Raw genomic sequence first — 21,230 nt, 5'->3', positions numbered from 1 at the left:
AACAGAAGAATTTAGGGGAGAGTAGAGTATGGGAATTCAATTTTTTCAGGAAGCACAGATATTTAAATTAGACGCCAATCATACTACATATATGATGGCACTTGTGGATCAGGAGAAATTTTTAGGCCATGTTTATTTTGGCAGGAAGATTAGCGATGGCGATGCCAGTTACTTAATGCGTACTGAGGAAAATCCTTTTACACCAGAAATCAATAATCGTGACCGTTTATCTTTTTATGATGCTTTTCCTACAGAATATAGTGGCAGTGGCTTAGGGGATTTTAGAGAACCTTCTATAGAAGTAACAGATGTAAATGGAGACCAGGCTTGCCGTTTCACTTATGTGAGCCATGAAATTTATAAGGGCAAACCAAAGCTTCCAGGACTTCCTGCTACATTTGGCAAAGAGGATGAATGTGAAACCTTGGAGATTACATGTATAGATGAAGTTTTAAAACTGAAAGTAGTGCTAGTATATAGTGTCTTTGAAAAATTAGATGCCATTACAAGAAGTGTACGCATTTATAATGAAAGTCGTGAGAGATTTATTTAAATAAAGTCATGTCTTGCTGTATAGACTTCGATAGCATAGATTTTGAAATGATTACATTACACGGTTCATGGGCAAGAGAAAGACATATTCAGCGTAAGAAAGTAGGTTATGGTAAAAATCAAACCGCTTCTACAAGAGGAGAATCAGGGCATCAAAATCATCCTTTTATGGCCCTTGTCAAACCAGAAACTACAGAAGATATGGGCGAAGCTTATGGTTTTAACCTTGTTTATTCAGGGAATTTCATGGCACAAGCTGAAGGCAGTCAATTTGATACAACCCGCTTTGTTATGGGTATCAATCCTTGGCACTTTAGATGGCAGCTTAAAAAGGGTGAAAGCTTCATCGCCCCAGAGGTTGTGATGGTTTATTCTAATGAAGGAATTGGTCAGATGAGCCGTACCTTCCATGATGTATATCGTCAGCATCTCATCCGAAGTTCGTATAAAGACCTTAAGAGACCAATCTTAATCAATAACTGGGAAGCGACTTACTTTGACTTTGATACCAATAAACTTTTAGCCATTGCAGATGAAGCGGCGAAAGTGGGTATTGAAATGCTCGTTATGGATGATGGCTGGTTTGGCAATAGAAATGATGACAATTCCTCATTAGGAGATTGGTTCGTCAATGAAGAAAAGCTAAAAGGAGGTCTTAAATATTTAGTAGACGAAGTGAATAAACGTGGTCTCAAATTTGGCATATGGTTTGAGCCGGAAATGATTTCACCAGATTCTAAGCTCTATGAAGCTCATCCAGACTGGGCATTTCATATTGAAGGTAGAGTGGCAGGACTTGCAAGAAATCAATATGTATTAGATTTAACAAGGCCTGAAGTCGTAGACTATGTCTATGGTTGTTTAAAAAACATTTTAGAAAGCACTAATATTACCTATGTGAAATGGGATATGAATAGACCGCTGACAGATGTGAGCAGCTGTAAACTGCCAGCTGAGCAAAAAGGTGAAATTTATCACCGCTATGTGTTAGCTGTCTATGAACTTTTAGAACGTTTAACTACAGACTTCCCAAATCTTTTATTAGAGGGATGCTCTGGTGGCGGGGCAAGATTCGACCCTGGTATGTTATATTATAGTCCACAAATTTGGTGTTCAGATGATACAGATGCTATTGAAAGACTTGAAATTCAACAGGGCACAGCGATGATGTATCCATTATCAAGTATGGGCGCCCATGTGAGTGATTGTCCAAATCATACAGTAGGACGTAGTACACCATTTAAGACGAGAGGACATGTAGCTTGCGGGAACTTTTGGCTATGAATTAGATGTGACACGTATTCCAGAAGAAGATAGAAATCAAATTCTAGAGCAAGTGGCTTTGTATCATAAATATAATGATTTAATCCGTAGGGAGATTACTATCGCCTTAAAAATTATACGGACAATCATTATGAAGATGCATGGTCAGTGGTAGCGAAAGACAAGAGTGAAGCGCTCGTAACTTTCGTACAAGTATTAGCAAGACCAAACCGTCACAGTACCCGCCTTACATTAAAAGGCTTAGATCCAAATGGTAAATACCAAGATGAGGCAACAAAGAGAATCTATAGTGGGGATACCCTTATGTATGCTGGCTTATTGATGCAAGGCATTCATGGTGATTTTACAAGCAAGCTCATTCATCTTATAAAAGTTGAAGTATAAATAAGATTAACTGATATAGTAGCAAAACAGGAGAACCGCAAATTAAATTTTGCGAGTTCTCCTGTTTAATTTTACACTTTGCTTTCAGAAGAAATAGAAGTGGAAGTGTAATTCATATCTACTGTAATCACTGTATAGTAAGTGTTATCAATGGTTTTGACTAAGGCATCAATTTGCGCGGCTAAGTCTTTCGGTGAAGTTTTAAATCCTGCTGGAACGGCTACATCGAATATAAGATTTGTATGAGTTGTCCCTAATACAACGCGAAAATCGTGAAGGGAAAGATTGGGATGTAGGGTTTGGATAAGCTGTGATACTTTATAACGTAGTGCCATTGTTTCAGGGTCAGAGATAACGACTGGATCTGGATGAATGACTAAATCTACATTAAAGTTAGCTTTAAAATCACGCTCAATAATATCTAACTTATCATGACAGCTTAAAAGGGCTTCTTCAGAAGAAACTTCCACATGGACAGAAGCAAAGTATTGATTTGGACCATAGCTATGAAGGACTAAGTCATGAAAACCTAAAATGCCGTTATAACTGAGCAGTGAGTAGCCAAGTTCACGTACTAATTCTGCATCTGGCGCCTGGCCTAGAAGTGGACTTGTTGTATCTTTTAAAATGCCATAACCGGAATATAAAATGAATAATCCTACAAATACTCCCATATATCCATCTAATTGTATGTTGGTAAAGTATGCAATAATCATGGCGATTAAAATGGCTGATGTAGCCACTACATCATTGCGGCTATCTACAGCAGTAGCTTTTAGGGTAGATGAGTTGATGATTTTGCCTAGTTTATGATTAAAGTAACTTAGCCATAGTTTCAAAAGAATTGAGAACACTAAGACAAAAATCATAGGACTTGTAATAGCTATAGGATCAGGATGTAAAATCTTATTAATCGAAGACTTAATGAGTTCGAATCCTAATATAAAAATGATAAAAGAAATAATAAGTCCTGAGATATATTCAATGCGGGCATGGCCGAAAGGATGATCTTCATCAGCTGGTTTACTAGAGAGTTTAAAGCCTACTAAAGTAACGATAGAAGAACCTGCATCTGATAAGTTGTTAAAACCATCGGCTAAGATAGCAATGCTATGAAATAGGAATCCCACACCTATTTTGGTCGTACATAAAAGAAGATTGGCTAGTATGCCTATAGTACTGCCAAGACGTCCGTAAGCTTCACGAACACTGGGAAGTTTAGTTTCTGTATGATCTTTAATGAACCACTTAATAAGTAATCTTGTCATAAACTCCTCCTTTATAATTTGAATTAAAATGCCAAACGTTTCCTCTATTATAACAAGATTGAAATAAAAAGAAAGTTTTATGAAAAATAAAATTCCACAAGTCTATTTTATATAAACTTAAGGAATTTTATTTAAATATCTTCTATATTAAAAGATAAAGTAATCTGTTTTGTATCTGTTTGAAGTTGTGTGAGCTTAACTCCAGCTGCACTAAACATTTTTTTAGAAGCTTTGACTGCATCTGTTTCACTGTATTTATCAGAAAGATAAACAACCTCTCGAATACCAGATTGAATAATAGCTTTACAACATTCATTACATGGAAAAAGCGCCACATAGATTTTTGCACCAGAAAGTGATTTGCCACGTGCATTTAAAATGGCATTTAATTCTGCGTGTACAACGAATGGATATTTTGTATCGAGAAGGGCTCCTTCACGTTCCCATGGAAAGAGATCATCAGAACATCCGATTGGTAAGCCATTGTACCCCACACTTAAAATAGTATTGCTATTCTCAGAGTTTTCCCCACTTACAATACATGCCCCAACTTGTGTACTAGGTCTTTACTACGCTTAGCAGCTAAAAGGGCAATTCCCATAAAATAATCATCCCACGAAATATAATCAGCTCTTTTCATGAATATGCCTCCATTAGTTAAATATGTTATACTCATAGTAGCTTGAAAGCAGTAAACTGTCAATAAGGATAATAATATTGACGGAAAATACAGAAAAGGAGATAGAATATGGCGAATATAGAACTTGTAATTTTTGATATGGATGGCTTGATTTTTGATACAGAACGTATTTATTATAAGGCTTGGCAAGAAGCTTCTAAGTCACATGGTTATGAGATGACATGGGAAGTTTATACACAAATTGTAGCCAGAAATAGCCGCTATATTGAAAAGACTTTAAAAGAAATCTTTGGGGCAGAATTACCTTATAAAGCTATTGAACAAATGAAACGTGATTTATCAAATGAGATGGTAAGAAGTGAAGGGATTCAAATTAAAAAAGGGCTTCTAGAACTTTTAGATGCTCTAGAAACAAAAGGCATTAAAAAAGCAGTAGCCACATCAAGTCAAAGAGAAAAAGCCCTTAATTACTTAGAAATGGCAGGTATTAAAGAACGCTTCGATGATATTATTTGTGGAGATGAAGTCATGGAATCTAAACCAAACCCAGAAATCTTTGTGAAAGTAGGCAGTAGACTTGGTGCAGATCCAGCCCATACTTTAGTATTAGAAGACTCAAGATTAGGACTTGAAGCAGGTAAAAAAGGCGACATGAAGACAGTGTGCATTCCAGACTTAGTGACACCTGATGAAGAAATGAAGAGAAATGCTGACCATATTTTAGAGTCTTTAGATCAAGTCATTACATTACTAGATTAATTATTTTTTGTATGAGTTTCTTCTTTATTAATAGAGAATTGGATAGTTATTAATAGAGAATTGAATAGTTTTAGAAAAAAATTGTAAAATTCAATTAGATGAGTAATTTAATGTAAAAATACAAATCAACAAAAATAAAAATAGGATATCCGAAATGGGTATCCTATTTTTACATGATTATTTCATTAAAACAATTTTTTTTGTGAATAAATGCTATCTAATTCTGCATGTATTCTTTCCATGTATGGTTTGAATTCATCGAGGAAAATACAGGTTACTTTAGAAGGACGAACCTCTTTTGGCAAGACGTAGGAAAATGTGGAGTGAATCCCCCCGCCTAGTGAGATGACTTTTAAATTGGTTTCCGAAAGATTTTGGGTAAGCAAAACATGGGTAGAAATAAGGGCAATCCCTAAATTATTTTTCACAGCTTGCAGTAAGGCAAGATTACTATTAAAAACCATTTTAGATCTTGGTACAATACGGTGACTGGTTAAAAAGTAATCTAAAGCTTCACGAAGTCCAGAACCATATTCACTTGTAAGCCATCTTTGATTTTGAAGCAGACTAAAGTCTGAAATATGACTAGGCAGCACAGAGCATTTTGGGGTAATGAGAACGAGAGGGTCCTCTAAAACATACTGCTGAATAAGTTTATCCGAATGAATATTCCCCTCAATGAAGGCAAGGTCTATCTTGAAAGCTTTGACCATACTTGTAATCTCTGTAGTATTCCCTATAATAACCTCAATATCAATATCAGGATACTTCTTACAAAACTCCCCTAAGAAATGTGGGAGTAAGCACTCCCCGATAGTAAGACTTGCCCCTATACGTAAATGCCCCTTTGGACTATTTGAAAGGTTCTTGAGTTCTTTCTCAGTCATTTCAAGTAAAGAGAGAAGCTCCTTACTGCGGCGGTATAAAAGTTTCCCACTATCTGTGATCAGTAGCTTCTTTTGTTTTGTACAGCGGGTAATTAGCTGCGTTCCAAAATAAGTTTCTAAATTCTTGATATGTACACTTACACTCGGCTGTGAAAGATTAACTTTTTCAGCTGCCTTGGTGAAATTTTTGGCTTCTACAACAGCCATAAAAGTTTTTAATTCTTCAAGCATTTTAGACTCCTTTCGAAAAAATAGTATTAAAAAAATTAATAGATACAATCAAAATAATTTATTTTACTTATATTAATTCTATTATTATACTAAATGAGGCTTATGTAAACAGGAAAAAGGAAGAAAGTTTGCATATCATGAATATTATAAGGAGATGACAAAAATGTCGTATCATTATTTACTTGATCTAGCAATTATATTAATCAGTACAAAATTGTTCGGTCTTATGACTAAGAGATTTAATATGCCACAAGTAGTTGGAGCGCTACTTGCGGGACTTATTTTAGGGCCAGCTGCATTTAACGTATTGCAAGAAACAGAATTTATCAAACAAATAGCAGAATTAGGCGTAATTGCACTCATGTTCACAGCCGGGTTAGAGACAGATATAGAAGAAATGAAAAAATCAGGAAAAGCAGCATTTATCATTGCATTATCAGGTGTACTTTTCCCATTAGCAGGTGGATTTTTAGTTGCTATGATTTTCAACAAAGGAGATCTTACAAGTACAGTAACACCAGTTCATTTACAAAACATTTTCATTGGTGTTATTTTAACAGCAACATCTGTAAGTATTACAGTTGAAACACTTAAAGAAATGGGCAAACTTTCAACTCGTGCGGGAAATGCAATTTTAGGTGCAGCTATTATAGATGATATTTTAGGAATTGTTGCATTAACAATTATTACAAGTATGGCAGATAGCTCTGTTGATATTGTATTAGTACTTATGAAGATTGTATTATTCTTTATTTTCTCAGGTATTGTTGGATTTGGATTCTACAAGTTCTACAAAAACTGGACAGAAGAAGAACGTAACAAAAGAAGATTCGTTATCGTTGCTTTCGTATTCTGCTTATTACTTGCATTCTGTGCTGAAGAATTCTTCGGTGTAGCAGATATTACAGGTGCATTCATTGCAGGTCTTATTATTTCTAATACAGACAAAAAAGAATACATCACACAACGTTTTGAAATCATGTCATACATACTTTTATCACCAGTATTTTTCGCAAGTATTGGTTTAACAGTAAATGTACCACAAATGACACCAACAATTATTCTTTTTTCACTTATACTTTTAGTAATGGCTATTCTTACAAAAATCGTGGGATGTGGATTAGGTGCTAAAATTTGTGGTTACACAGGACGTGAATCACTTCAAATCGGTACAGGTATGATTTCTCGTGGAGAGGTTGCTTTAATCGTAGCAAGTAAAGGTGCTGCACTTGGATTATTAAGTACAGTACAATTCGGACCAATCGTAATCATGGTTGTTATTACAACAATCATCACACCAGTTTTACTTAAAGTAGTATTCAAAGAAGAAGGTGTTGAAGCGGCTGAAGGCAAAGTTGCATTAAACAAATAATCAAACATTAAAATTTCTTTTTGCTATATGCGTGCATGGAAAAAGAGGGTGTCCTGAAAACAGTTTTTGCGTATACTAATTTATGACACACTAAATAAGCTCACCTTTGGTGGATTTATTATTATACTCATATTTAAATTAAAATTATTGTATAATAACCTGATAACCTAAATTTTATAGGGACTTTATATTTTGTTTTTTATTTTTTCATAATCTAAGGCTCTTTTTCCACCACATCTTGCAGCTATTTTTTGATATCTTGCATAAAAGTAGGAGTCCTTTTTTCTAATAGCTGCTCTACCACATTTAACAATTGTAGCCTTAAAAAATTTATTACCTTTCCGTATTTTCGTAGACATTTTCTTTCCTGCACTTTCTTTACATTCAGGTACAATTCCAGCCCATGAACAAAAATGATCTGCATTTCTATATGTTCTAACTGATGATTTAACATAACTCTTTGATGTTCTTGAATGCTTCCTTTTAAAGCACATTGTAATTCATCAATCTTATTATGTGCAATACCACATGCTAATTGACTTAAACTAACTAGATTTGTATTTCCTGAAACAATAGATTTTAAAATAGTAATACCTGTTTTCCTACTAATATCAGTTATAACACTACTAAATCTTAATATTAGCACCTTCTAATACAGATTGAATTCTATTAATTTCTCTAACATGTTCTTCGATTAACTCTTGGCGATAACGTGTTATTTTTCGTAATTCACGCTGTTCTCTACTTGGAATATAATTAGACTTCACTAATCTATGACGAACTAAATCTGCAATCCATTCAACATTCTTAATATCAATAAGAACAGGGAGTGTTGCAAAATTATAATTTTGCAACACTCCCTGTTTTTGATGTTTATTTTAGAGTTTGGTACCAAATAGGATATAAGTCAAAAGTACTGCGGGGTACTTCTAAGAGACTGCCTAGTATGGCTTTATAAAGATTGACACCTTCTGAAAGGAGAAGGGATGATAAAAGGTAGGCTGAGGAATGCATAATAATCAATATAATAAGGAATGCGCTCAATATGTGTATCTTTCTGTGTACTTGCATATTTAGGTCCAATAATGGTGCTAGAAGAAGTACGCAGAGCATCTGGATTATTGGTTTCGTAAGGGGCAGCTGTTAAAATATAAATACTATTGGTATCAACGAGATATTCAAGGACTGTATGATTGTTGGCAGTTGGTGTAGTCATTGTAGGATTTAAAATGATTTGACAGCCCATGCCTGTATAATAACGAATAAGCTCAATGCTATTTAAAGTATCTATTCCTGTACTTAAACCGATTTTACCCCAAGGGGTTTCAACGATGGTTGGGGTATCGCCTTCTGTTAAGAAGGCTTTTTCAGCTTTGGTTAAATGAATTTGACGATATTTGTCGATGATGCCAGTAGGCCCTATAAAAACCACTGTATTATAAAAGTAATCAGTAGTTACATCTTTTTCAAGGAGGCCAATGCCTATGTAGAGGTTATATTGTTTGCAAAAGGCAGCTAAAGTTTCGGTGGAAGGCCCCGGCACTGTTTCAGCTAAGGCTTCTAGGACATCTTTGTTCCAGTTGGCGCTATAGCCAGATAAACTCATTTGTGGGAAAACTAATAAGTTGGTATGGGCTTCATAAGCGGCTTTCATGGTACGGGTAATATTAATCAGATTGGCTTTAGGTTGGCCATTTATAGGGGAAAAGTTGGCTACGGCTAAGTTTAAGCTTTCCGTAGAAGGCGTAGGAATGTCTCCATGGGCTAAAGTATCATACCAAGAAGCATAAAGTTGAGGCTTATAGGTGATGGATGAATCTGTATAAGGAATTGTATTAAAATCAATATCCCCTAAGAAGATACCTTCTGACTTTGCAAAGATACTGGCATGTTTCATCGGATTTAGAAGATTAACTCCCAGTTCCACTTTATCAGGCCGATAATCATACTGCCGCCAGGAAATTCAATAGGTACAATCGTGGCATCAGCAGTAGGTATTTCTTCCCCAGTTAAATTGCTGCTGGCAATATAAACATTTTTAAGAGAACTTAAACCATGCAAGCGGGTTTTATAATACCAACCCCATTTATTAGGGTTATTGGTACGATAGTCATACGTTTTCGCACTGGCAGTAGGATTTAAAATCAGCTTACAGCCTTTAGCGGCATAGTAACTGGCTAGTTCTGGATAGCCATATGTATCATAGCAAATGCTAATGCCAATAGGTCCCCAAGGCGAATCAAAGGTAAAAGGTTCTGTGCCCATAGTGCACCAATCTCCTTCATTGCCATTAGGATGCACCTTATGATAGCTACCAATAGGGCCATTAGGACCAATGACGGCAGCAGAATTATAGAGGGTAAGGGGATTGGCGCTATCTTGCTCTGCAAAGCCATAAATCACATACATATGATACTTTTTGCAAAGGGTGGCAATCTCATTAGAAGCTGCATGGATCTCTTTACTTGGAAAAGTTTCAGCTAACTTATAGTGCATTTTAGAAGTCTTAGATAAAACATTTAAGGCCTGACCATTTTCATGGGTTTGATCCGAATAACCTGTAAGGGCCAATTCAGGGAAAACAAGCATTTGGACTCCACGTTCCCCAGCCAAGGAAATCATATGTTTCATTTTCGTTAAGTTAGCAGTTTTATCACCCCAAGTACTATGGAAATTCACCACACCAATACGCAAAGTGGAAAGAGGTTCTTTAGGGGAGAAATAAGCTTTGAGGCTTACTATAATAATTAATAAAAGCAAAACGCAAGGTAATAAATATGGCCATAACAAACGGTAACGTATACGCATGATAACACCTCAATCATTCATAAATAGTATAAAAAATTACATAAAATTACTAATTATAGTATGAAATTAAGTCGACATATTGTCAATAATAATAATAAAAGAAATATGAATTAAACATCGAAATCTTAATACAGCTGGTATATAATAAAAGAAAGTTAAACACTAAGAGGAGAACATATGATTACTTTAAAACAACTTAAAGAAGAAATTATCACTTATGATATTATTACTTATGATGAAAATGGAAACGATGCAGGCTATGTAGAAGTAACACTTACAGATCGTATTATTGAAGTGCCTATGAACTTAAAAGAAGTAAATGTAGGGCTTATTGCAAGAGAAATCCTTGCACAAAACCTCTATAAAGAAGACTAAAAGTAATTCTAAAAGGAGCGTGGGAGTAGTCGCTGCTACTAACTACACCTTCCGTAATTTATGATAGTCTAAATTCGATAAGCCATGCAACAGTCGAAAACTCGCTTCGCTCAAACACTCGACTTAAAACCGCATTGCTTATCTCCATTAAGACTATCATAAAATTACTCCACAGGTAGATTAGTATCAGCGACTACTCCCACTTCATTTAGGAATAACTTGTTAGAGGGCGAAGGGGCCAAAGCAAAAGCTACTAGAGGGTGAAAAAAAGATAAAACCTGCTAGTGGGATAGAAGTGTACTAGCAGGTTTTTTAATGATTATTTACCTAGAGATATCAATTTAACTTTGGAAGAAATAAAATCACAAAAGTCTTGAACTTCATTTTCGTGCAAATCCTTTTTTTGTAAAATCGTTACATAGCCTTGGTAAGTTAATAAAAAAGCATCTTCGGTTTCAATTATATACTCAAAGTCTTGATACTGAATGACATTACTATTATTCAGTGTCTTAAGTTCTATTTGATTTTCATCAACGATTACTTCTTCTTGGACTTGTAAAAGTTGTTTTGCTGACTTAATAAATTTGTTTTTATTGTTATTGCGTTTTTTAAGGAATGTTTCTGATGCGTTGCCTTTTGTATTTAACTTATCTGTGTAAGTCCATATTTGGGAGAACCTTTCTCTTGAAATAAGCTCCATTCTCTTTTCTAATGCAAAACTAATTTGCTCCAAAAGTTCATCAATGTCGATTGGAATTATGTAAAAAGTATATTTTTGGGCGTCTATCATACTCATTATCTCCTATGCCAAATACAAATAATCTTTACTAAGCAAATATCTATTTTATTTACTTTAACATACTTGCAAGTAAATCTATATAGTGAGATAGACTTATCTTTAACAATACTTTCTACATGACTACCCCTTATATAAGCACGAATACAAAATTATTACTTTGAAGAAGTTTTGACGAGTTTGAGGAATTCTTCTTCATTCATAAAGTCAATTTTTTGACCTCTTCCGATGAGGGTCATGGCGCGGCGGAGTTTGGTGCTCATTTGGTCTGGGTCTAGGGTCATTGGATTTTTGACATTGGTGATGACAAGATTTGTTTTAAGGGTTACGGATGGTGTGTAGTTGCCCCCTAATTTTTCGATGATGCCGATAGCCTCATGACGGGCCATGGATTGGAGTGGACCGGTGAAAGCTACGAGTTTATCTTTGAAACAATCTGTGTCATTAAAGGTTTCTGGCTTTTGAGCTTCTGATTGTTCACGGCGTTTTGAGACTTTACCGATGCCGAGAGAACCGGCTGGTGTGTAGCCGCCTTCATAGAGGGTCCCAATGTTGAAGCCTATGGTGTCACTTAAAACGTCTAAGTCTGTAGTGCCCAGTTCTTTGGCGATTTCTAGAAAGACATAGGCACAAGCTGTGGCATCGGCTGAGGCGTGGTGATGATTGAAGCTAAAGCCTAAGTTACAGTATTTAGTTTAGCATTTGGTAAGTAGCAGAAGAAATGGCGTGACATGACCATAGTACAGCAGTAGCGAAGGCTTGGAAATGGAATGTCATATAAGTTTAAGGTACCGCGTAAGACGCTCATATCAAAGGAAGCATTATGTGCTACTACTAAATTATTTTCAAGGTAAGGTAAAATCTCAGGCCAGAGTTCATTAAATTCAGGGACATCTATAACGTCATTAGGACGAATGCCGTGGAGTATAATGTTCATAGGTGTGAAGTGCATTTCTTTTGGGCGGATGAGCCAGTATTTTTCATCTATAATTTTGCCGTCTTGTACAATAGTTAAACCTAAAGAACAAGGGCTATTGCGTTTTTCGTTAGCTGTTTCAAAGTCGATTGCAACAAAATTCATAAGAACCTCCGTTTATAATACAATATTTTAGTATTATAACATATAAAGGAAAGAGGGATATAAGGAATTATTTACTCAGTCTCAAAAATTTAAGCTACCCCAATAGACTAAAGTATTGTATAATAAGGAGAATTATAAATAAAGAATATTTATAAGACATTATTAAAGGAGCGAAAATCACATGGAGTTTATATGGAATATGATCTATGGCGCAATTATTGGGATTGCCAACATTATTCCTGGCGTGAGCGGTGGAACAATGGCTGTTATTCTCAATATCTATGATGAACTCATTAGCGCTGTAAGTAACTTCACAAAATCGTTTAAAAAGAGTTTAACCTTACTTATACCTATTGGTATAGGTGCAGGAATTGGGATTATCTTATTTAGTAAGTTAATCGGTTTCTTATTAGAAACTTATCCAATGCCACTTAACTTCTTTTTCATGGGACTTATTATTGGTAGTATCCCAATGATTTATAAACGTGCAACAGTTCAAAAATTTAAAGTAGTAAGTCTGATTCCATTTGTCATTACTGTAGCAATTATGGCAGGAATGAGCTTTTTAAGTAAAGACGAGGCAGTAGCAAGTGCCCTCATTACAACGGTTACATTTGGAACTGCACTTAAACTTATTGCATGCGGTGCTATTGCAGCAGCATGTACGATTTTACCAGGTGTAAGTGGTTCACTTATTTTAGTAGTATTAGGTATTTATACAAGTGTATTAAATGCTATCGATACATTTAATATACCTGTTTTATTCTGCGTAGGAATCGGGGTATTAATCGGACTTTTAGGCGGAGCAAAGTTAATTGATATTTGCCTTAGAACAAATGAACAACTTACTTTCTTTGCAATCTTAGGTTTAGTCGTTGGTTCAGTGGTGCCAGTATTTAAAGCATCAGGATTCGCATTTGGTGTGCAAGCAGTGGTATCAATTGTGACATTAGCATTAGGTATGGGAATTTCATTACTTTTTGCATCAGAGAAATTCCAAGCACACGTGAGAAGAAATAAAGAATTAGTTAATGCATAAGAAAAATTAAGATAAAAATATTGATAAGTTATACATATAAAAAGATAAATTATATATAAAAAGATAAAATAAATACATTTAGGGATTAGATATTTTCATCAAAAATCACATGCAAATATTAGTGAATGATTCATTAATACGTGCATGTGATTTTTTATATAATCTATCTTATTTTAATAAGCCATATGCTTCAAGTGTTGATTTTAGGAAAGCTTCATTGTGGGCTTCCATTGGTACCATAGGTAAACGACATCCGCCTACGTTCATACCAAGCATATTCATAGCCGTTTTAATAGGACTTGGGCTGGCTTCGATAAAGAGTGCAGTGACCATATCAAGTACTTTGATTTGTGCATCGCGGCTCTTTGCAACATCCCCATTTAAGAAGTCCATAACAAGATGATGTGTGTCTTTAGGAATAATATTGGCCATAACAGAGATGACACCGATGCTTCCCATTGAAAGCGCAGGAACAACGTTTGATCATCTCCTGTATAGATGGCAAAGTCAGGTCCACAGAGCTTACGAATTTCACCAATGTTATTGAAAACACATTCTTTAATACCAACGATATTTGGAATGCGTGAAAGTTCTTTCACTGTTGCTGGGCTCATACTTGCAACTGTACGTCCTGGAACGTTATAAAGAATAACAGGAATATCTGTACTTTCAGCAATAGCTTTAAAGTGGGCATAGATACCTTTTTGAGTTGGTTTATTATAATAAGGAACGACTGATAATACAGCATCAGCGCCAACTTCCTTAGCAAATTTTGTAGTACCGATAGCATGCATTGTATCATTGCTACCAGCACCAGCGATAACTGGAATAAGACCATTTACTTTTTTTACACAGCATTCAATGAGTGCCTTATGTTCTTCAATCGGCAGTGTAGCAGATTCTCCTGTTGTACCACATACAATGATGGCATCTGTACCTTCTGCGATGTGCCACTCTACGAGTTCTTCAAATTTATTAAAATCGACTGTGCCGTCTGGTTTAAAAGGTGTAACAATTGCAACACCAGATCCAGTAAATATTGGTTTTTGCATAAAATTTCCTCCAAATTTTTTGGGATTTACAATAATATTATAAGGAGTAAATTAAGGATAGACAAGAAAAAGAGCGTGTCTTAAAATACTCTATGTTTTGTGAAAATTCCGAAGGCATTCTGAATAAAAGTTAGTATAATATATTGTATTACAAAAATGGAAAGAGGTTACTTTTTAGAGGGTAAAACATAAAAAATACATAATCTGATGTTAGCATGAGAACATAAGAAATAAGTTTGCTTACAAACATAAGAAAAATGAAAACAAAAGTAAGAAAGACTAAGTAATAAGGGAGGAATAGCATGACGCTATTTGATGTAATTGGAGGCATTCTAGGATTTGGAGTGAATCTCATCTTTTTATTTGTTCGAGTGATACTAGCATTAGTTGTTGGAGGCGTTGCTAGTTTTAAAGGAAGAAGTGCATTTATTTGGGGGATTTTAACATTCATCTTCCCATGGGTATTCTTAATCATTTGGTTTATACCAAAGAAATATCCGAAACTGCCAAGAGAACTTAGAAAAAATCCAGCATTTGAAGGCAAAGATCCAGCTGTCGCATCCATTATGGCACTTTCAGCGATGATTGCCAAAGCAAACGGCAGCGTTTCAAAAGAAGAAGTACGTTTTATCAAAGATTTCATTATTGGCCAATTTAACATTAGCGGGGCAGAGTTGAATACTTATGCCGATGCCTTCGACTATGGTAAAAATCATCCAGAAGAATACAATGTATTTACACAAATGGTACGTGATTACTGTTCAGCTTGGACAATCAATGCCCTTGCCTTCTTATTTGTAGGCATCAGCTTACAAGGCAGTGACAATGGCCAAAAAGAAAGCGAAACAAAGAAAATCTTATATGCATTAGGTGTATTAACTTATGAATATGAAAGAATCAAAGCTCATTTCGCAGGGACAAGCAGTGGCGGTGGAAATTACAACCAAAGTTACAATTACTATGGTGGCGGCGCAGCAGCGCCTGGTGAAAACCTCATTAAGAAATACACAGCAGTTCTTGGCGTAAGCGAAAATGCAAGCTTAGCAGACGTGAAAAAAGCTTACCGCAAACTCGTTAAAGAATATCACCCAGATAAACTTGCAGCCAGCGGTATGCCAGAAGACTACATGGAATTTGCCAACCAAAAAATCCGTGAAATCAATGAAGCTTATGAATACCTAGAAAAAAATCTTAAATAATCCATTACTAAATGTATAAAAGCTAAAAAACTTGTTCATCCTCTAGAAAACAAAAAGGAGGCAACATATGAACGAAGTACATTTAGTAGGTGGTATTACTAGAGACCCAGAACTCAAGGAAGCAGCAAGTGGCACAAAATATGTCCAATTCACCTTAGCCGTCAATAGCGGTGTAAGAAAAGTTGTGACAAACTATATAGATATGGTGGCTTTTAATCAAGAAGCCGAAAAACTAGCAAGTACCGCAAAGAAAGGTACCAAGCTCTGCATCAGAGGGCATCTCAACCAAGCCCAATATATCGACCAAGAAGGCAATACGAGAAATAACCTCAAAGTCATCTTAGAAGACTTCAGTATTGTCACCAAGAAAAATCCAATACCTATAGAAGAAGTCGCAGCTTCAGAAGAAGAACAAAACTAATAGGCACACAACAAAGGGATATGTTGCAAAGAATTAACTAGCAACATATCCCTTTTGTTAAGACTTCTTTCCCTCGCTCGCCTAAGATAGGTTATCAACCTTCTTAAAGATGTTTATTAGAGTTATTAGAGGATTGAGCAATAATAATGATGATCCCAATAACGACAAGTGCAATTGGCCATACAAGAGAATTGTGGAAGAGTAAGTCCCAAATACCATCAATACTAATACCTAAGAAGCACATCCCCCCTACAACACCTAAAATACCAACAGGAATTAATAAGGCATTATTATGTGGTTTCTCAAATAAGTAGAGTTGAAAAAGACCAATAGCAGGTGCAAAAATATAAACAGGCCAAGTACTGCCACTAAAACGCCAATCGGTAAAAGTCTCAAAGAAGAAGAGTAGACCAATTGTCGTTAAAATTCCTCCAGGCACGAGCATAGCAGCAGGACTCTTACCACTAAAGAAACCAAGCTCAAATAAAAGCCCAGGCACAAGCACAAATATAGGCCAAAAATTACTCCAATTCAAATCCCCAAACCCTACAAAATGGCCCCACAATCCAAGTAGACCAATAACAATTAAAATAAACCCTATATTACTTTTTTCATTATTCATAAAAACCTCCACTTGGTAAAAATAGTAAATTCTAATAATCATTATCTCTAGTATAATATAGTAGAATTGCTTTTTAAAGATATTAGTCTAAATAGATGAAAATATAATAAAATTAATTAAAAAATTTAAAATAAAGTATTGCAAAACCCAAAAAATAGGACTATACTGAATAAGTAAGGCCCATTGGTCAAGCGGTCAAGACGTCACCCTCTCACGGTGAAATCATGGGTTCGATTCCCGTATGGGTCATGACATAAGCGATAAAGAGTCCAGCACTTAGGTGCTGGGCTTTTTTGCGTGTAACTGCAAATTTTAGATTTATGAATAAGCATATTAATTAAAATAGACTGATAGAAATAGATTTAATTTAAAATATCAGCACCATGTTAATGGTAAAATAGAACTGTATTTGTCAAGTGAATTCGGAACCAAAATGCATTTGAAAATGGATCCACCTTAAGTTAAAAAAGAATAGTGATATTCGATATTGTAACTGCAAATTTTGCTGCAAATAAATTTAAATAAACACCCATTATTCAAAGTGAAAGATGAAAGAAGAAATAAAGTAAGCTACTCTTAAATACTTGAGCATCCTAGCTTTCCATTGATTATCAATCACTTTGTCACAAATTCTTTTTCACACTCTCACGGTGAAATCATGGGTTCAATTCCTGAATGGGTCATGATATGAGCGACAAAGAGTCCAGCTAGAAATAGCTGGACTTTTTTAGTGCTTTTTAGGAGAAAAATAATTAGTTATGTGACTTAATCACATACGCCGCTTAATATTTTATATAAAATACAGCCATAGCAAAAAGTGATATACAAATAATATGCTAAACAAATCATTAGAATAGGAGAAGAATATATGAATAAAGAAATTACAGTAACATATGCTGCTGAGGAAGCGGTCGATTATAAACATGAAGGACATAATTGTGCACAGGCAGTTATTCATGGGTTATCTAAATTATATGATATGGATGCTGTGGCATTGGAAAAGATAGCTGCGGGATTTGGTGTTGGAATGGGGACTATGGGAGCTACTTGCGGTGCACTGATTGGGGCTAATATGGTGATGGGTGAATGTACAGGTGGTCAGAAAACTATGATGAAATCAAAACAATTATTTTCTAAATTTGAGCAATCTAGTGGCGCAACTATATGTAAAGAATTAAAGGGGATTGAATCTGGGAGGGTTTTATATTCTTGTGATGATTGCGTTAGAAATGCAGTAATTGCGGCAGCATCTATTTTAGAATAATGAGTCTGTTGATGTGATTTTCCGGCGAGTACAGTGGGAGGTATAAAGTATGGCAAAAAGATATGCCGAAGTGAATAAAAACAGATGTGTAGCTTGTGGAGAGTGTATGTATGTCTGCTTAAAAGGCGCTATAAAAATAATACATGGAAGATATGCTTTGTCTAACAGCGACAAGTGTATAGGGTGTGGGCTTTGTGAAAAAAGCTGTCCTGCAGGATGTATTACTATGATGCATAGAGAGCAGGTGTCAGAATGAATAAGAAAGTAAAGAAATGGTATGATTATCTTTGGATTTGGTCCATTATATATTTTGTACTTGGATTCTTTAACATTTTGTGTGCATGGCTTGGGATGATTGATTTTGTTGTGCCACTTATTTTTGCCATAGTAGGCCATAATAAGAATTTTTGTAATACATATTGCGGGCGTGGTCAGTTATTTAGAAAGATTGGAAATGATTACAAGTGTTCAAGAAAAAATCAAGCACCAAGTTGGATTGCTTCTAAATGGTTTCGATATGGATTTTTAATCTTTTTCTTGACCATGTTTGGAAATATGATATATCAGACATATTTGGTTGCGGCTGGTGCAACTGGACTAAAAGAGGTGGTCAAACTCCTTTGGACATTTAAAGTACCATGGGGATGGGCATATACAACAGGAGCAGTAGCAGACTGGATTGCACAGTTTAGCTTTGGTTTTTATAGTTTAATGCTGACATCTACTATTATTGGTTTATTTGTAATGATGTTGTACAAGCCAAGAACATGGTGTACTTTCTGTCCAATGGGAACTATGACTCAGAGTATATGCAAAATAAAAAATGATAATGATCAAGTAAAATTGTAACGCTATATGGATAGCAATTAAATTTATTAGTAATTTTTTAGGAAAAATTATTTTTCATGGCATATATAAGAGTGTAAGGACGGCGGTTGAAAGTTAATGCTATAAAGCTTAATCATAACCTATAAACCATAAACCTATACTATCATTTGACGATATGCGGTAGCGGCAGAGAGGATGCTGGAGGCTAATACAGTAGACCTAAGAAAATACACAACAATTTTTATTTTATAGTTTGTAAAGCATTTTACAAAGTATATTTACGAGCAAGGTTGCTTTTATCATAGGTCTTAAGCTTGTGGTACCATTTTTCATGAAGGGCTTAAGAGTTATGCCCTCCCACCATGATGATTTTAAGCTGCTAAGAGGTGCTTTGCGTCTGTTGGAGGTTAGCTTTGGTGAAATAATTGGGAGGCTATTTGATCAGGGTTAAAGGAAGGCAGATGAGAAATATTACGAGGCGTTTAAGGTTGGAGCAGTTAAAGCAGCACAGCATGGAACTAAGTGGAATGCTATGAAGAGCGTAGCCATAGATTTATGGCTACGCTTTTTGTGTGCTTATTAGTAATAATCAATACATGAATGACTTAGACGGTGAGTTATATATCAAATTTTTACGAACAGATATATGTAGAAGTATTATAAAGCAAAACATGAAATAGACCATAATATAGGGGATAAGGGATCTAGCTAGTAATACTTATTTTTGAACAACTGTAGATTTTAGTTTTATAAGAGAGTATAATCTTACAAATGAATTATTAATATAAGGGGGAGTGGCATAATGAATGCTAAAGAAATGTTAGAGTTCTATGTAAAAGATCCATACATACAGACCTATAGTAAACGTGTATTAGATATAGCTAAGGGTATAGCACATACTGCGCAGGAAGGCAAATGTAAAAAGCCCAATGAGTGCAGATATGAAAAATATAGCCGATTAAGACTAAGCCAAGTTTAGGGATTTTATAGCCTTTAATCAATATAGTACCCCTTTCCCCATGCAGTCTTAATATATTGCGGATTGCGATTATCTTTTTCTATTTTTTTCTAAGTTTTTTCATATGTACCATAACGGCATTGTCACCTACAGCTTCTTCTTCCAATACGTTATTAAAGATTTGATCGATAGAAAATATTTTTTTGCGGTGTGTAATGAGGAGTTCTAAGATTCTATATTCTGTATGCGTTAGTATAATATGCTCACCACTGCATATGACTGTTTGTGGAGTTGTGTTCATAGATAAATCTCCTATAGTGATTAGGGGATACAGTTTTAACTTGTGGTTCATAAATACAGTAGCGTCTAAGAAGTACTTTGACCTTTAGGAGTAATTCTGAATTTGAAAAAGGATTGGTGATATAGTCATCTCCACCAGTTGAGAAGCCCATGGTCTTATCAGAGTTTCCTGTACGTGCAGTGAGAAATAAAATAGGGGCCATTGTTTTCTTCTGAATCTCTGAAGTGGCTATAAAACCTGATTTTTGAGACATATTCACATCTAAAATGATTAAGTCGATGGTCTTATCTACTAGCTGAATACATTTTTCACCATCACAGGCTAATACCACTTCAAAGCCTTCACCATTTAATAAGATATGCAGTATTTCCCTGATTTCAGCATTATCATCTGCGATTAATATTTTATGTGTTTGCGTATTGTTCATTATGAGTCCTTTCAAAAGGGACTAAGAGAGGACTATCTTATAGCTTACTTTTTTGTAAATATCATATGTTTATTATATTGTAACTTATTGATGGACAATAGGTACTTTTAAGAATTTGATTATACGACTTTTTATTTTTTATGCCCTATGATAAAGAATATAACGGTAATGAGTATGTACAGGGCATAGATTGAGAATGCTACAAGTTTACCACCAATAAACGACAATTTAGGATGGTCTAATGCATAACTTATAAAAATAATTGCTCCGGCAGTCATAAGACAACCCATAGTTGAAAATATTCTTGATTTGTCCATAGGCAAGCTCCTTTTCTAAATCGAATTTTATAATTAAATTATAACCTAATGAAAGTAAAAAAAAGATAGAAAAAAGTAAAAGATAAAATTTTTTTAAACAGCAAGCCCCAAAATTATAGGGAGAGATTTTAAGCAGCCAAGCAATGTTTCAAGTAGTCTGGAAGCTTAACTTTGGTTAAATAATTTGAAGGCTATTTGGGCAAAGTTGAAGGAAAGGATTGCTAGAAACAAGGCAAGGCAGCTTAAAGTTAAGGTGGCAGGTAGTATAATATGGCTACGTCCTTTTTGTAGTTACGTAAATTTCATATAAATGGTGATAAAATATTGTATAAAAAAATAAAGGTTCATCACCATGAACTGTGTTT

The 21,230-nt window shown here is 35.1% G+C and carries 23 protein-coding genes, 1 tRNA gene and 3 pseudogenes; 12 read left to right on the top strand and 15 right to left on the bottom strand.

Annotated elements, in window-relative coordinates; genetic code table 11:
- The first annotated feature begins 28 nt into the window (after nt 1–28).
- Nucleotides 29–2,220 (top strand): annotated as a pseudogene (locus tag JCM14822_RS24420) (alpha-galactosidase).
- Nucleotides 2,221–2,291: 71 nt separating this feature from the next.
- Here JCM14822_RS24420 and JCM14822_RS04840 read toward each other — a convergent pair.
- Nucleotides 2,292–3,488, bottom strand: coding sequence for a cation diffusion facilitator family transporter (locus JCM14822_RS04840; protein ID WP_054740181.1), 1,197 nt, complete (start codon nt 3,486–3,488; stop codon nt 2,292–2,294).
- A 131-nt stretch (nt 3,489–3,619) separates the two neighbouring features.
- Nucleotides 3,620–4,128: pseudogene (locus tag JCM14822_RS04835) on the bottom strand (deoxycytidylate deaminase).
- 108 nt (nt 4,129–4,236) lie between these two features.
- Here JCM14822_RS04835 and JCM14822_RS04830 point away from each other — a divergent pair.
- On the top strand, nt 4,237–4,887 hold the full coding sequence (locus JCM14822_RS04830; RefSeq protein ID WP_054740179.1) for an HAD family hydrolase: 651 nt from the start codon (nt 4,237–4,239) through the stop codon (nt 4,885–4,887).
- Between the two features lie 185 nt (nt 4,888–5,072).
- Here the strand turns inward: JCM14822_RS04830 and JCM14822_RS04825 are convergent, their stop codons facing one another.
- Entirely contained in the window at nt 5,073–6,005 is a 933-nt protein-coding gene (locus tag JCM14822_RS04825) for a LysR family transcriptional regulator (protein ID WP_054740177.1), read from the bottom strand.
- A 163-nt stretch (nt 6,006–6,168) separates the two neighbouring features.
- Here JCM14822_RS04825 and JCM14822_RS04820 point away from each other — a divergent pair, with 163 nt between their 5' ends.
- Nucleotides 6,169–7,377 carry a cation:proton antiporter gene (locus JCM14822_RS04820; protein WP_054740175.1) on the top strand — a complete coding sequence of 403 codons (1,209 nt, stop codon included), beginning with the start codon at nt 6,169–6,171 and terminating at the stop codon, nt 7,375–7,377.
- A gap of 185 nt (nt 7,378–7,562) precedes the next feature.
- Here JCM14822_RS04820 and JCM14822_RS24820 read toward each other — a convergent pair whose 3' ends face one another.
- The 4 genes from JCM14822_RS24820 to JCM14822_RS04800 all read right to left on the bottom strand — a co-directional run bounded on the left by JCM14822_RS24820 (nt 7,563) and on the right by JCM14822_RS04800 (nt 10,185).
- Nucleotides 7,563–7,871 (bottom strand): transposase, encoded by a 309-nt coding sequence (locus tag JCM14822_RS24820; RefSeq protein WP_083461269.1) that lies wholly within the window; start codon nt 7,869–7,871, stop codon nt 7,563–7,565.
- 132 nt (nt 7,872–8,003) lie between these two features.
- A complete protein-coding gene (locus JCM14822_RS04810) occupies nt 8,004–8,231 on the bottom strand; it encodes an IS110 family transposase (protein WP_054740171.1) in 228 nt (75 codons plus the stop codon).
- A 98-nt stretch (nt 8,232–8,329) separates the two neighbouring features.
- The gene (locus JCM14822_RS04805; protein WP_172674768.1) at nt 8,330–9,304 is read right to left on the bottom strand and encodes a carbon-nitrogen hydrolase family protein; all 975 of its coding nucleotides are present in this window, start codon (nt 9,302–9,304) and stop codon (nt 8,330–8,332) included.
- Nucleotides 9,280–10,185: a carbon-nitrogen hydrolase family protein gene (locus tag JCM14822_RS04800; RefSeq protein WP_054740167.1), complete on the bottom strand. Its 906-nt coding sequence runs from the start codon at nt 10,183–10,185 to the stop codon at nt 9,280–9,282. Before JCM14822_RS04800 ends, JCM14822_RS04805 begins: the two co-directional genes overlap by 25 nt.
- A gap of 177 nt (nt 10,186–10,362) precedes the next feature.
- On the opposite strand from JCM14822_RS04800, the gene JCM14822_RS04795 reads away from it, so the two are divergent.
- Nucleotides 10,363–10,560: a hypothetical protein gene (locus tag JCM14822_RS04795; protein ID WP_054740165.1), complete on the top strand. Its 198-nt coding sequence runs from the start codon at nt 10,363–10,365 to the stop codon at nt 10,558–10,560.
- Nucleotides 10,561–10,879: 319 nt separating this feature from the next.
- Here the strand turns inward: JCM14822_RS04795 and JCM14822_RS04790 are convergent, their stop codons facing one another.
- The 3 genes from JCM14822_RS04790 to JCM14822_RS23555 form a co-directional block, all read right to left on the bottom strand.
- Entirely contained in the window at nt 10,880–11,350 is a 471-nt protein-coding gene (locus JCM14822_RS04790; RefSeq protein ID WP_054740163.1) for a YcxB family protein, read from the bottom strand.
- 161 nt (nt 11,351–11,511) lie between these two features.
- A complete protein-coding gene (locus tag JCM14822_RS23560) occupies nt 11,512–11,859 on the bottom strand; it encodes a BRCT domain-containing protein (RefSeq protein ID WP_330377335.1) in 348 nt (115 codons plus the stop codon).
- 173 nt (nt 11,860–12,032) lie between these two features.
- Nucleotides 12,033–12,437: an exonuclease domain-containing protein gene (locus tag JCM14822_RS23555; protein WP_330377319.1), complete on the bottom strand. Its 405-nt coding sequence runs from the start codon at nt 12,435–12,437 to the stop codon at nt 12,033–12,035.
- Nucleotides 12,438–12,618: 181 nt separating this feature from the next.
- On the opposite strand from JCM14822_RS23555, the gene JCM14822_RS04780 reads away from it, so the two are divergent.
- Entirely contained in the window at nt 12,619–13,476 is an 858-nt protein-coding gene (locus JCM14822_RS04780) for a DUF368 domain-containing protein (RefSeq protein ID WP_054740161.1), read from the top strand.
- Between the two features lie 168 nt (nt 13,477–13,644).
- Here JCM14822_RS04780 and dapA read toward each other — a convergent pair.
- Nucleotides 13,645–14,528 (bottom strand): annotated as a pseudogene (gene dapA, locus JCM14822_RS04775) (4-hydroxy-tetrahydrodipicolinate synthase).
- A 302-nt stretch (nt 14,529–14,830) separates the two neighbouring features.
- Between dapA and JCM14822_RS22465 the strand changes: the two are divergent.
- A complete protein-coding gene (locus JCM14822_RS22465) occupies nt 14,831–15,727 on the top strand; it encodes a DnaJ domain-containing protein (protein ID WP_054740159.1) in 897 nt (298 codons plus the stop codon).
- Nucleotides 15,728–15,794: 67 nt separating this feature from the next.
- Entirely contained in the window at nt 15,795–16,148 is a 354-nt protein-coding gene (locus JCM14822_RS04765; protein WP_054740157.1) for a single-stranded DNA-binding protein, read from the top strand.
- Between the two features lie 103 nt (nt 16,149–16,251).
- On the opposite strand, the gene JCM14822_RS04760 is transcribed toward JCM14822_RS04765, so the two are convergent.
- Nucleotides 16,252–16,770, bottom strand: coding sequence for a hypothetical protein (locus JCM14822_RS04760; RefSeq protein ID WP_054740155.1), 519 nt, complete (start codon nt 16,768–16,770; stop codon nt 16,252–16,254).
- 177 nt (nt 16,771–16,947) lie between these two features.
- Between JCM14822_RS04760 and JCM14822_RS04755 the strand changes: the two genes are divergently transcribed.
- The 5 genes from JCM14822_RS04755 (at nt 16,948) to JCM14822_RS19985 (ending at nt 19,841) form a co-directional block, all read left to right on the top strand.
- Nucleotides 16,948–17,019 (top strand) — tRNA-Glu (locus JCM14822_RS04755).
- A 619-nt stretch (nt 17,020–17,638) separates the two neighbouring features.
- A complete protein-coding gene (locus JCM14822_RS04750) occupies nt 17,639–18,034 on the top strand; it encodes a C-GCAxxG-C-C family protein (protein ID WP_054740153.1) in 396 nt (131 codons plus the stop codon).
- Nucleotides 18,035–18,083: 49 nt separating this feature from the next.
- On the top strand, nt 18,084–18,290 hold the full coding sequence (locus JCM14822_RS04745; protein ID WP_054740151.1) for a 4Fe-4S binding protein: 207 nt from the start codon (nt 18,084–18,086) through the stop codon (nt 18,288–18,290).
- Complete coding sequence (locus tag JCM14822_RS04740; protein WP_054740149.1) at nt 18,287–18,883, top strand: hypothetical protein; 597 nt, start codon at nt 18,287–18,289, stop codon at nt 18,881–18,883. Before JCM14822_RS04745 ends, JCM14822_RS04740 begins: the two co-directional genes overlap by 4 nt.
- 781 nt (nt 18,884–19,664) lie before the next feature.
- The gene (locus JCM14822_RS19985) at nt 19,665–19,841 is read left to right on the top strand and encodes a hypothetical protein (RefSeq protein ID WP_157047626.1); all 177 of its coding nucleotides are present in this window, start codon (nt 19,665–19,667) and stop codon (nt 19,839–19,841) included.
- A gap of 79 nt (nt 19,842–19,920) precedes the next feature.
- Here the strand turns inward: JCM14822_RS19985 and JCM14822_RS23015 are convergent, their stop codons facing one another.
- From JCM14822_RS23015 to JCM14822_RS04730, 3 genes are all read right to left on the bottom strand, one after another.
- Entirely contained in the window at nt 19,921–20,121 is a 201-nt protein-coding gene (locus JCM14822_RS23015) for a winged helix-turn-helix domain-containing protein (protein ID WP_306307287.1), read from the bottom strand.
- A complete protein-coding gene (locus tag JCM14822_RS04735; RefSeq protein ID WP_306307286.1) occupies nt 20,084–20,548 on the bottom strand; it encodes a response regulator in 465 nt (154 codons plus the stop codon). Before JCM14822_RS04735 ends, JCM14822_RS23015 begins: the two co-directional genes overlap by 38 nt.
- Nucleotides 20,549–20,679: 131 nt before the next feature.
- Complete coding sequence (locus JCM14822_RS04730) at nt 20,680–20,865, bottom strand: hypothetical protein (RefSeq protein ID WP_054740147.1); 186 nt, start codon at nt 20,863–20,865, stop codon at nt 20,680–20,682.
- Between the last annotated feature and the right edge of the window lie 365 nt (nt 20,866–21,230).

This window comes from Cellulosilyticum ruminicola JCM 14822 (assembly GCF_001311925.1).
Lineage (GTDB): Bacteria > Bacillota > Clostridia > Lachnospirales > Cellulosilyticaceae > Cellulosilyticum > Cellulosilyticum ruminicola.
Note: the sequence above shows the minus strand (reverse complement) of the source record. Positions and strands in the feature narration are given on the sequence as shown.

What these genes read in the sequence shown, in the direction of transcription:
- JCM14822_RS04840 (WP_054740181.1), bottom strand. Translation starts at nt 3,488, where the DNA reads ATGACAAGATTACTTATTAAGTGGTTCATTAAAGATCATACAGAAACT.
- JCM14822_RS04830 (WP_054740179.1), top strand. Translation starts at nt 4,237, where the DNA reads ATGGCGAATATAGAACTTGTAATTTTTGATATGGATGGCTTGATTTTT.
- JCM14822_RS04825 (WP_054740177.1), bottom strand. Translation starts at nt 6,005, where the DNA reads ATGCTTGAAGAATTAAAAACTTTTATGGCTGTTGTAGAAGCCAAAAAT.
- JCM14822_RS04820 (WP_054740175.1), top strand. Translation starts at nt 6,169, where the DNA reads ATGTCGTATCATTATTTACTTGATCTAGCAATTATATTAATCAGTACA.
- JCM14822_RS24820 (WP_083461269.1), bottom strand. Translation starts at nt 7,871, where the DNA reads ATGTGCTTTAAAAGGAAGCATTCAAGAACATCAAAGAGTTATGTTAAA.
- JCM14822_RS04800 (WP_054740167.1), bottom strand. Translation starts at nt 10,185, where the DNA reads ATGCGTATACGTTACCGTTTGTTATGGCCATATTTATTACCTTGCGTT.
- JCM14822_RS04795 (WP_054740165.1), top strand. Translation starts at nt 10,363, where the DNA reads ATGATTACTTTAAAACAACTTAAAGAAGAAATTATCACTTATGATATT.
- JCM14822_RS04790 (WP_054740163.1), bottom strand. Translation starts at nt 11,350, where the DNA reads ATGATAGACGCCCAAAAATATACTTTTTACATAATTCCAATCGACATT.
- JCM14822_RS23555 (WP_330377319.1), bottom strand. Translation starts at nt 12,437, where the DNA reads ATGAATTTTGTTGCAATCGACTTTGAAACAGCTAACGAAAAACGCAAT.
- JCM14822_RS04780 (WP_054740161.1), top strand. Translation starts at nt 12,619, where the DNA reads ATGGAGTTTATATGGAATATGATCTATGGCGCAATTATTGGGATTGCC.
- JCM14822_RS22465 (WP_054740159.1), top strand. Translation starts at nt 14,831, where the DNA reads ATGACGCTATTTGATGTAATTGGAGGCATTCTAGGATTTGGAGTGAAT.
- JCM14822_RS04765 (WP_054740157.1), top strand. Translation starts at nt 15,795, where the DNA reads ATGAACGAAGTACATTTAGTAGGTGGTATTACTAGAGACCCAGAACTC.
- JCM14822_RS04760 (WP_054740155.1), bottom strand. Translation starts at nt 16,770, where the DNA reads ATGAATAATGAAAAAAGTAATATAGGGTTTATTTTAATTGTTATTGGT.
- JCM14822_RS04750 (WP_054740153.1), top strand. Translation starts at nt 17,639, where the DNA reads ATGAATAAAGAAATTACAGTAACATATGCTGCTGAGGAAGCGGTCGAT.
- JCM14822_RS04745 (WP_054740151.1), top strand. Translation starts at nt 18,084, where the DNA reads ATGGCAAAAAGATATGCCGAAGTGAATAAAAACAGATGTGTAGCTTGT.
- JCM14822_RS04740 (WP_054740149.1), top strand. Translation starts at nt 18,287, where the DNA reads ATGAATAAGAAAGTAAAGAAATGGTATGATTATCTTTGGATTTGGTCC.
- JCM14822_RS19985 (WP_157047626.1), top strand. Translation starts at nt 19,665, where the DNA reads ATGAATGCTAAAGAAATGTTAGAGTTCTATGTAAAAGATCCATACATA.
- JCM14822_RS23015 (WP_306307287.1), bottom strand. Translation starts at nt 20,121, where the DNA reads ATGAACACAACTCCACAAACAGTCATATGCAGTGGTGAGCATATTATA.
- JCM14822_RS04735 (WP_306307286.1), bottom strand. Translation starts at nt 20,548, where the DNA reads ATGAACAATACGCAAACACATAAAATATTAATCGCAGATGATAATGCT.
- JCM14822_RS04730 (WP_054740147.1), bottom strand. Translation starts at nt 20,865, where the DNA reads ATGGACAAATCAAGAATATTTTCAACTATGGGTTGTCTTATGACTGCC.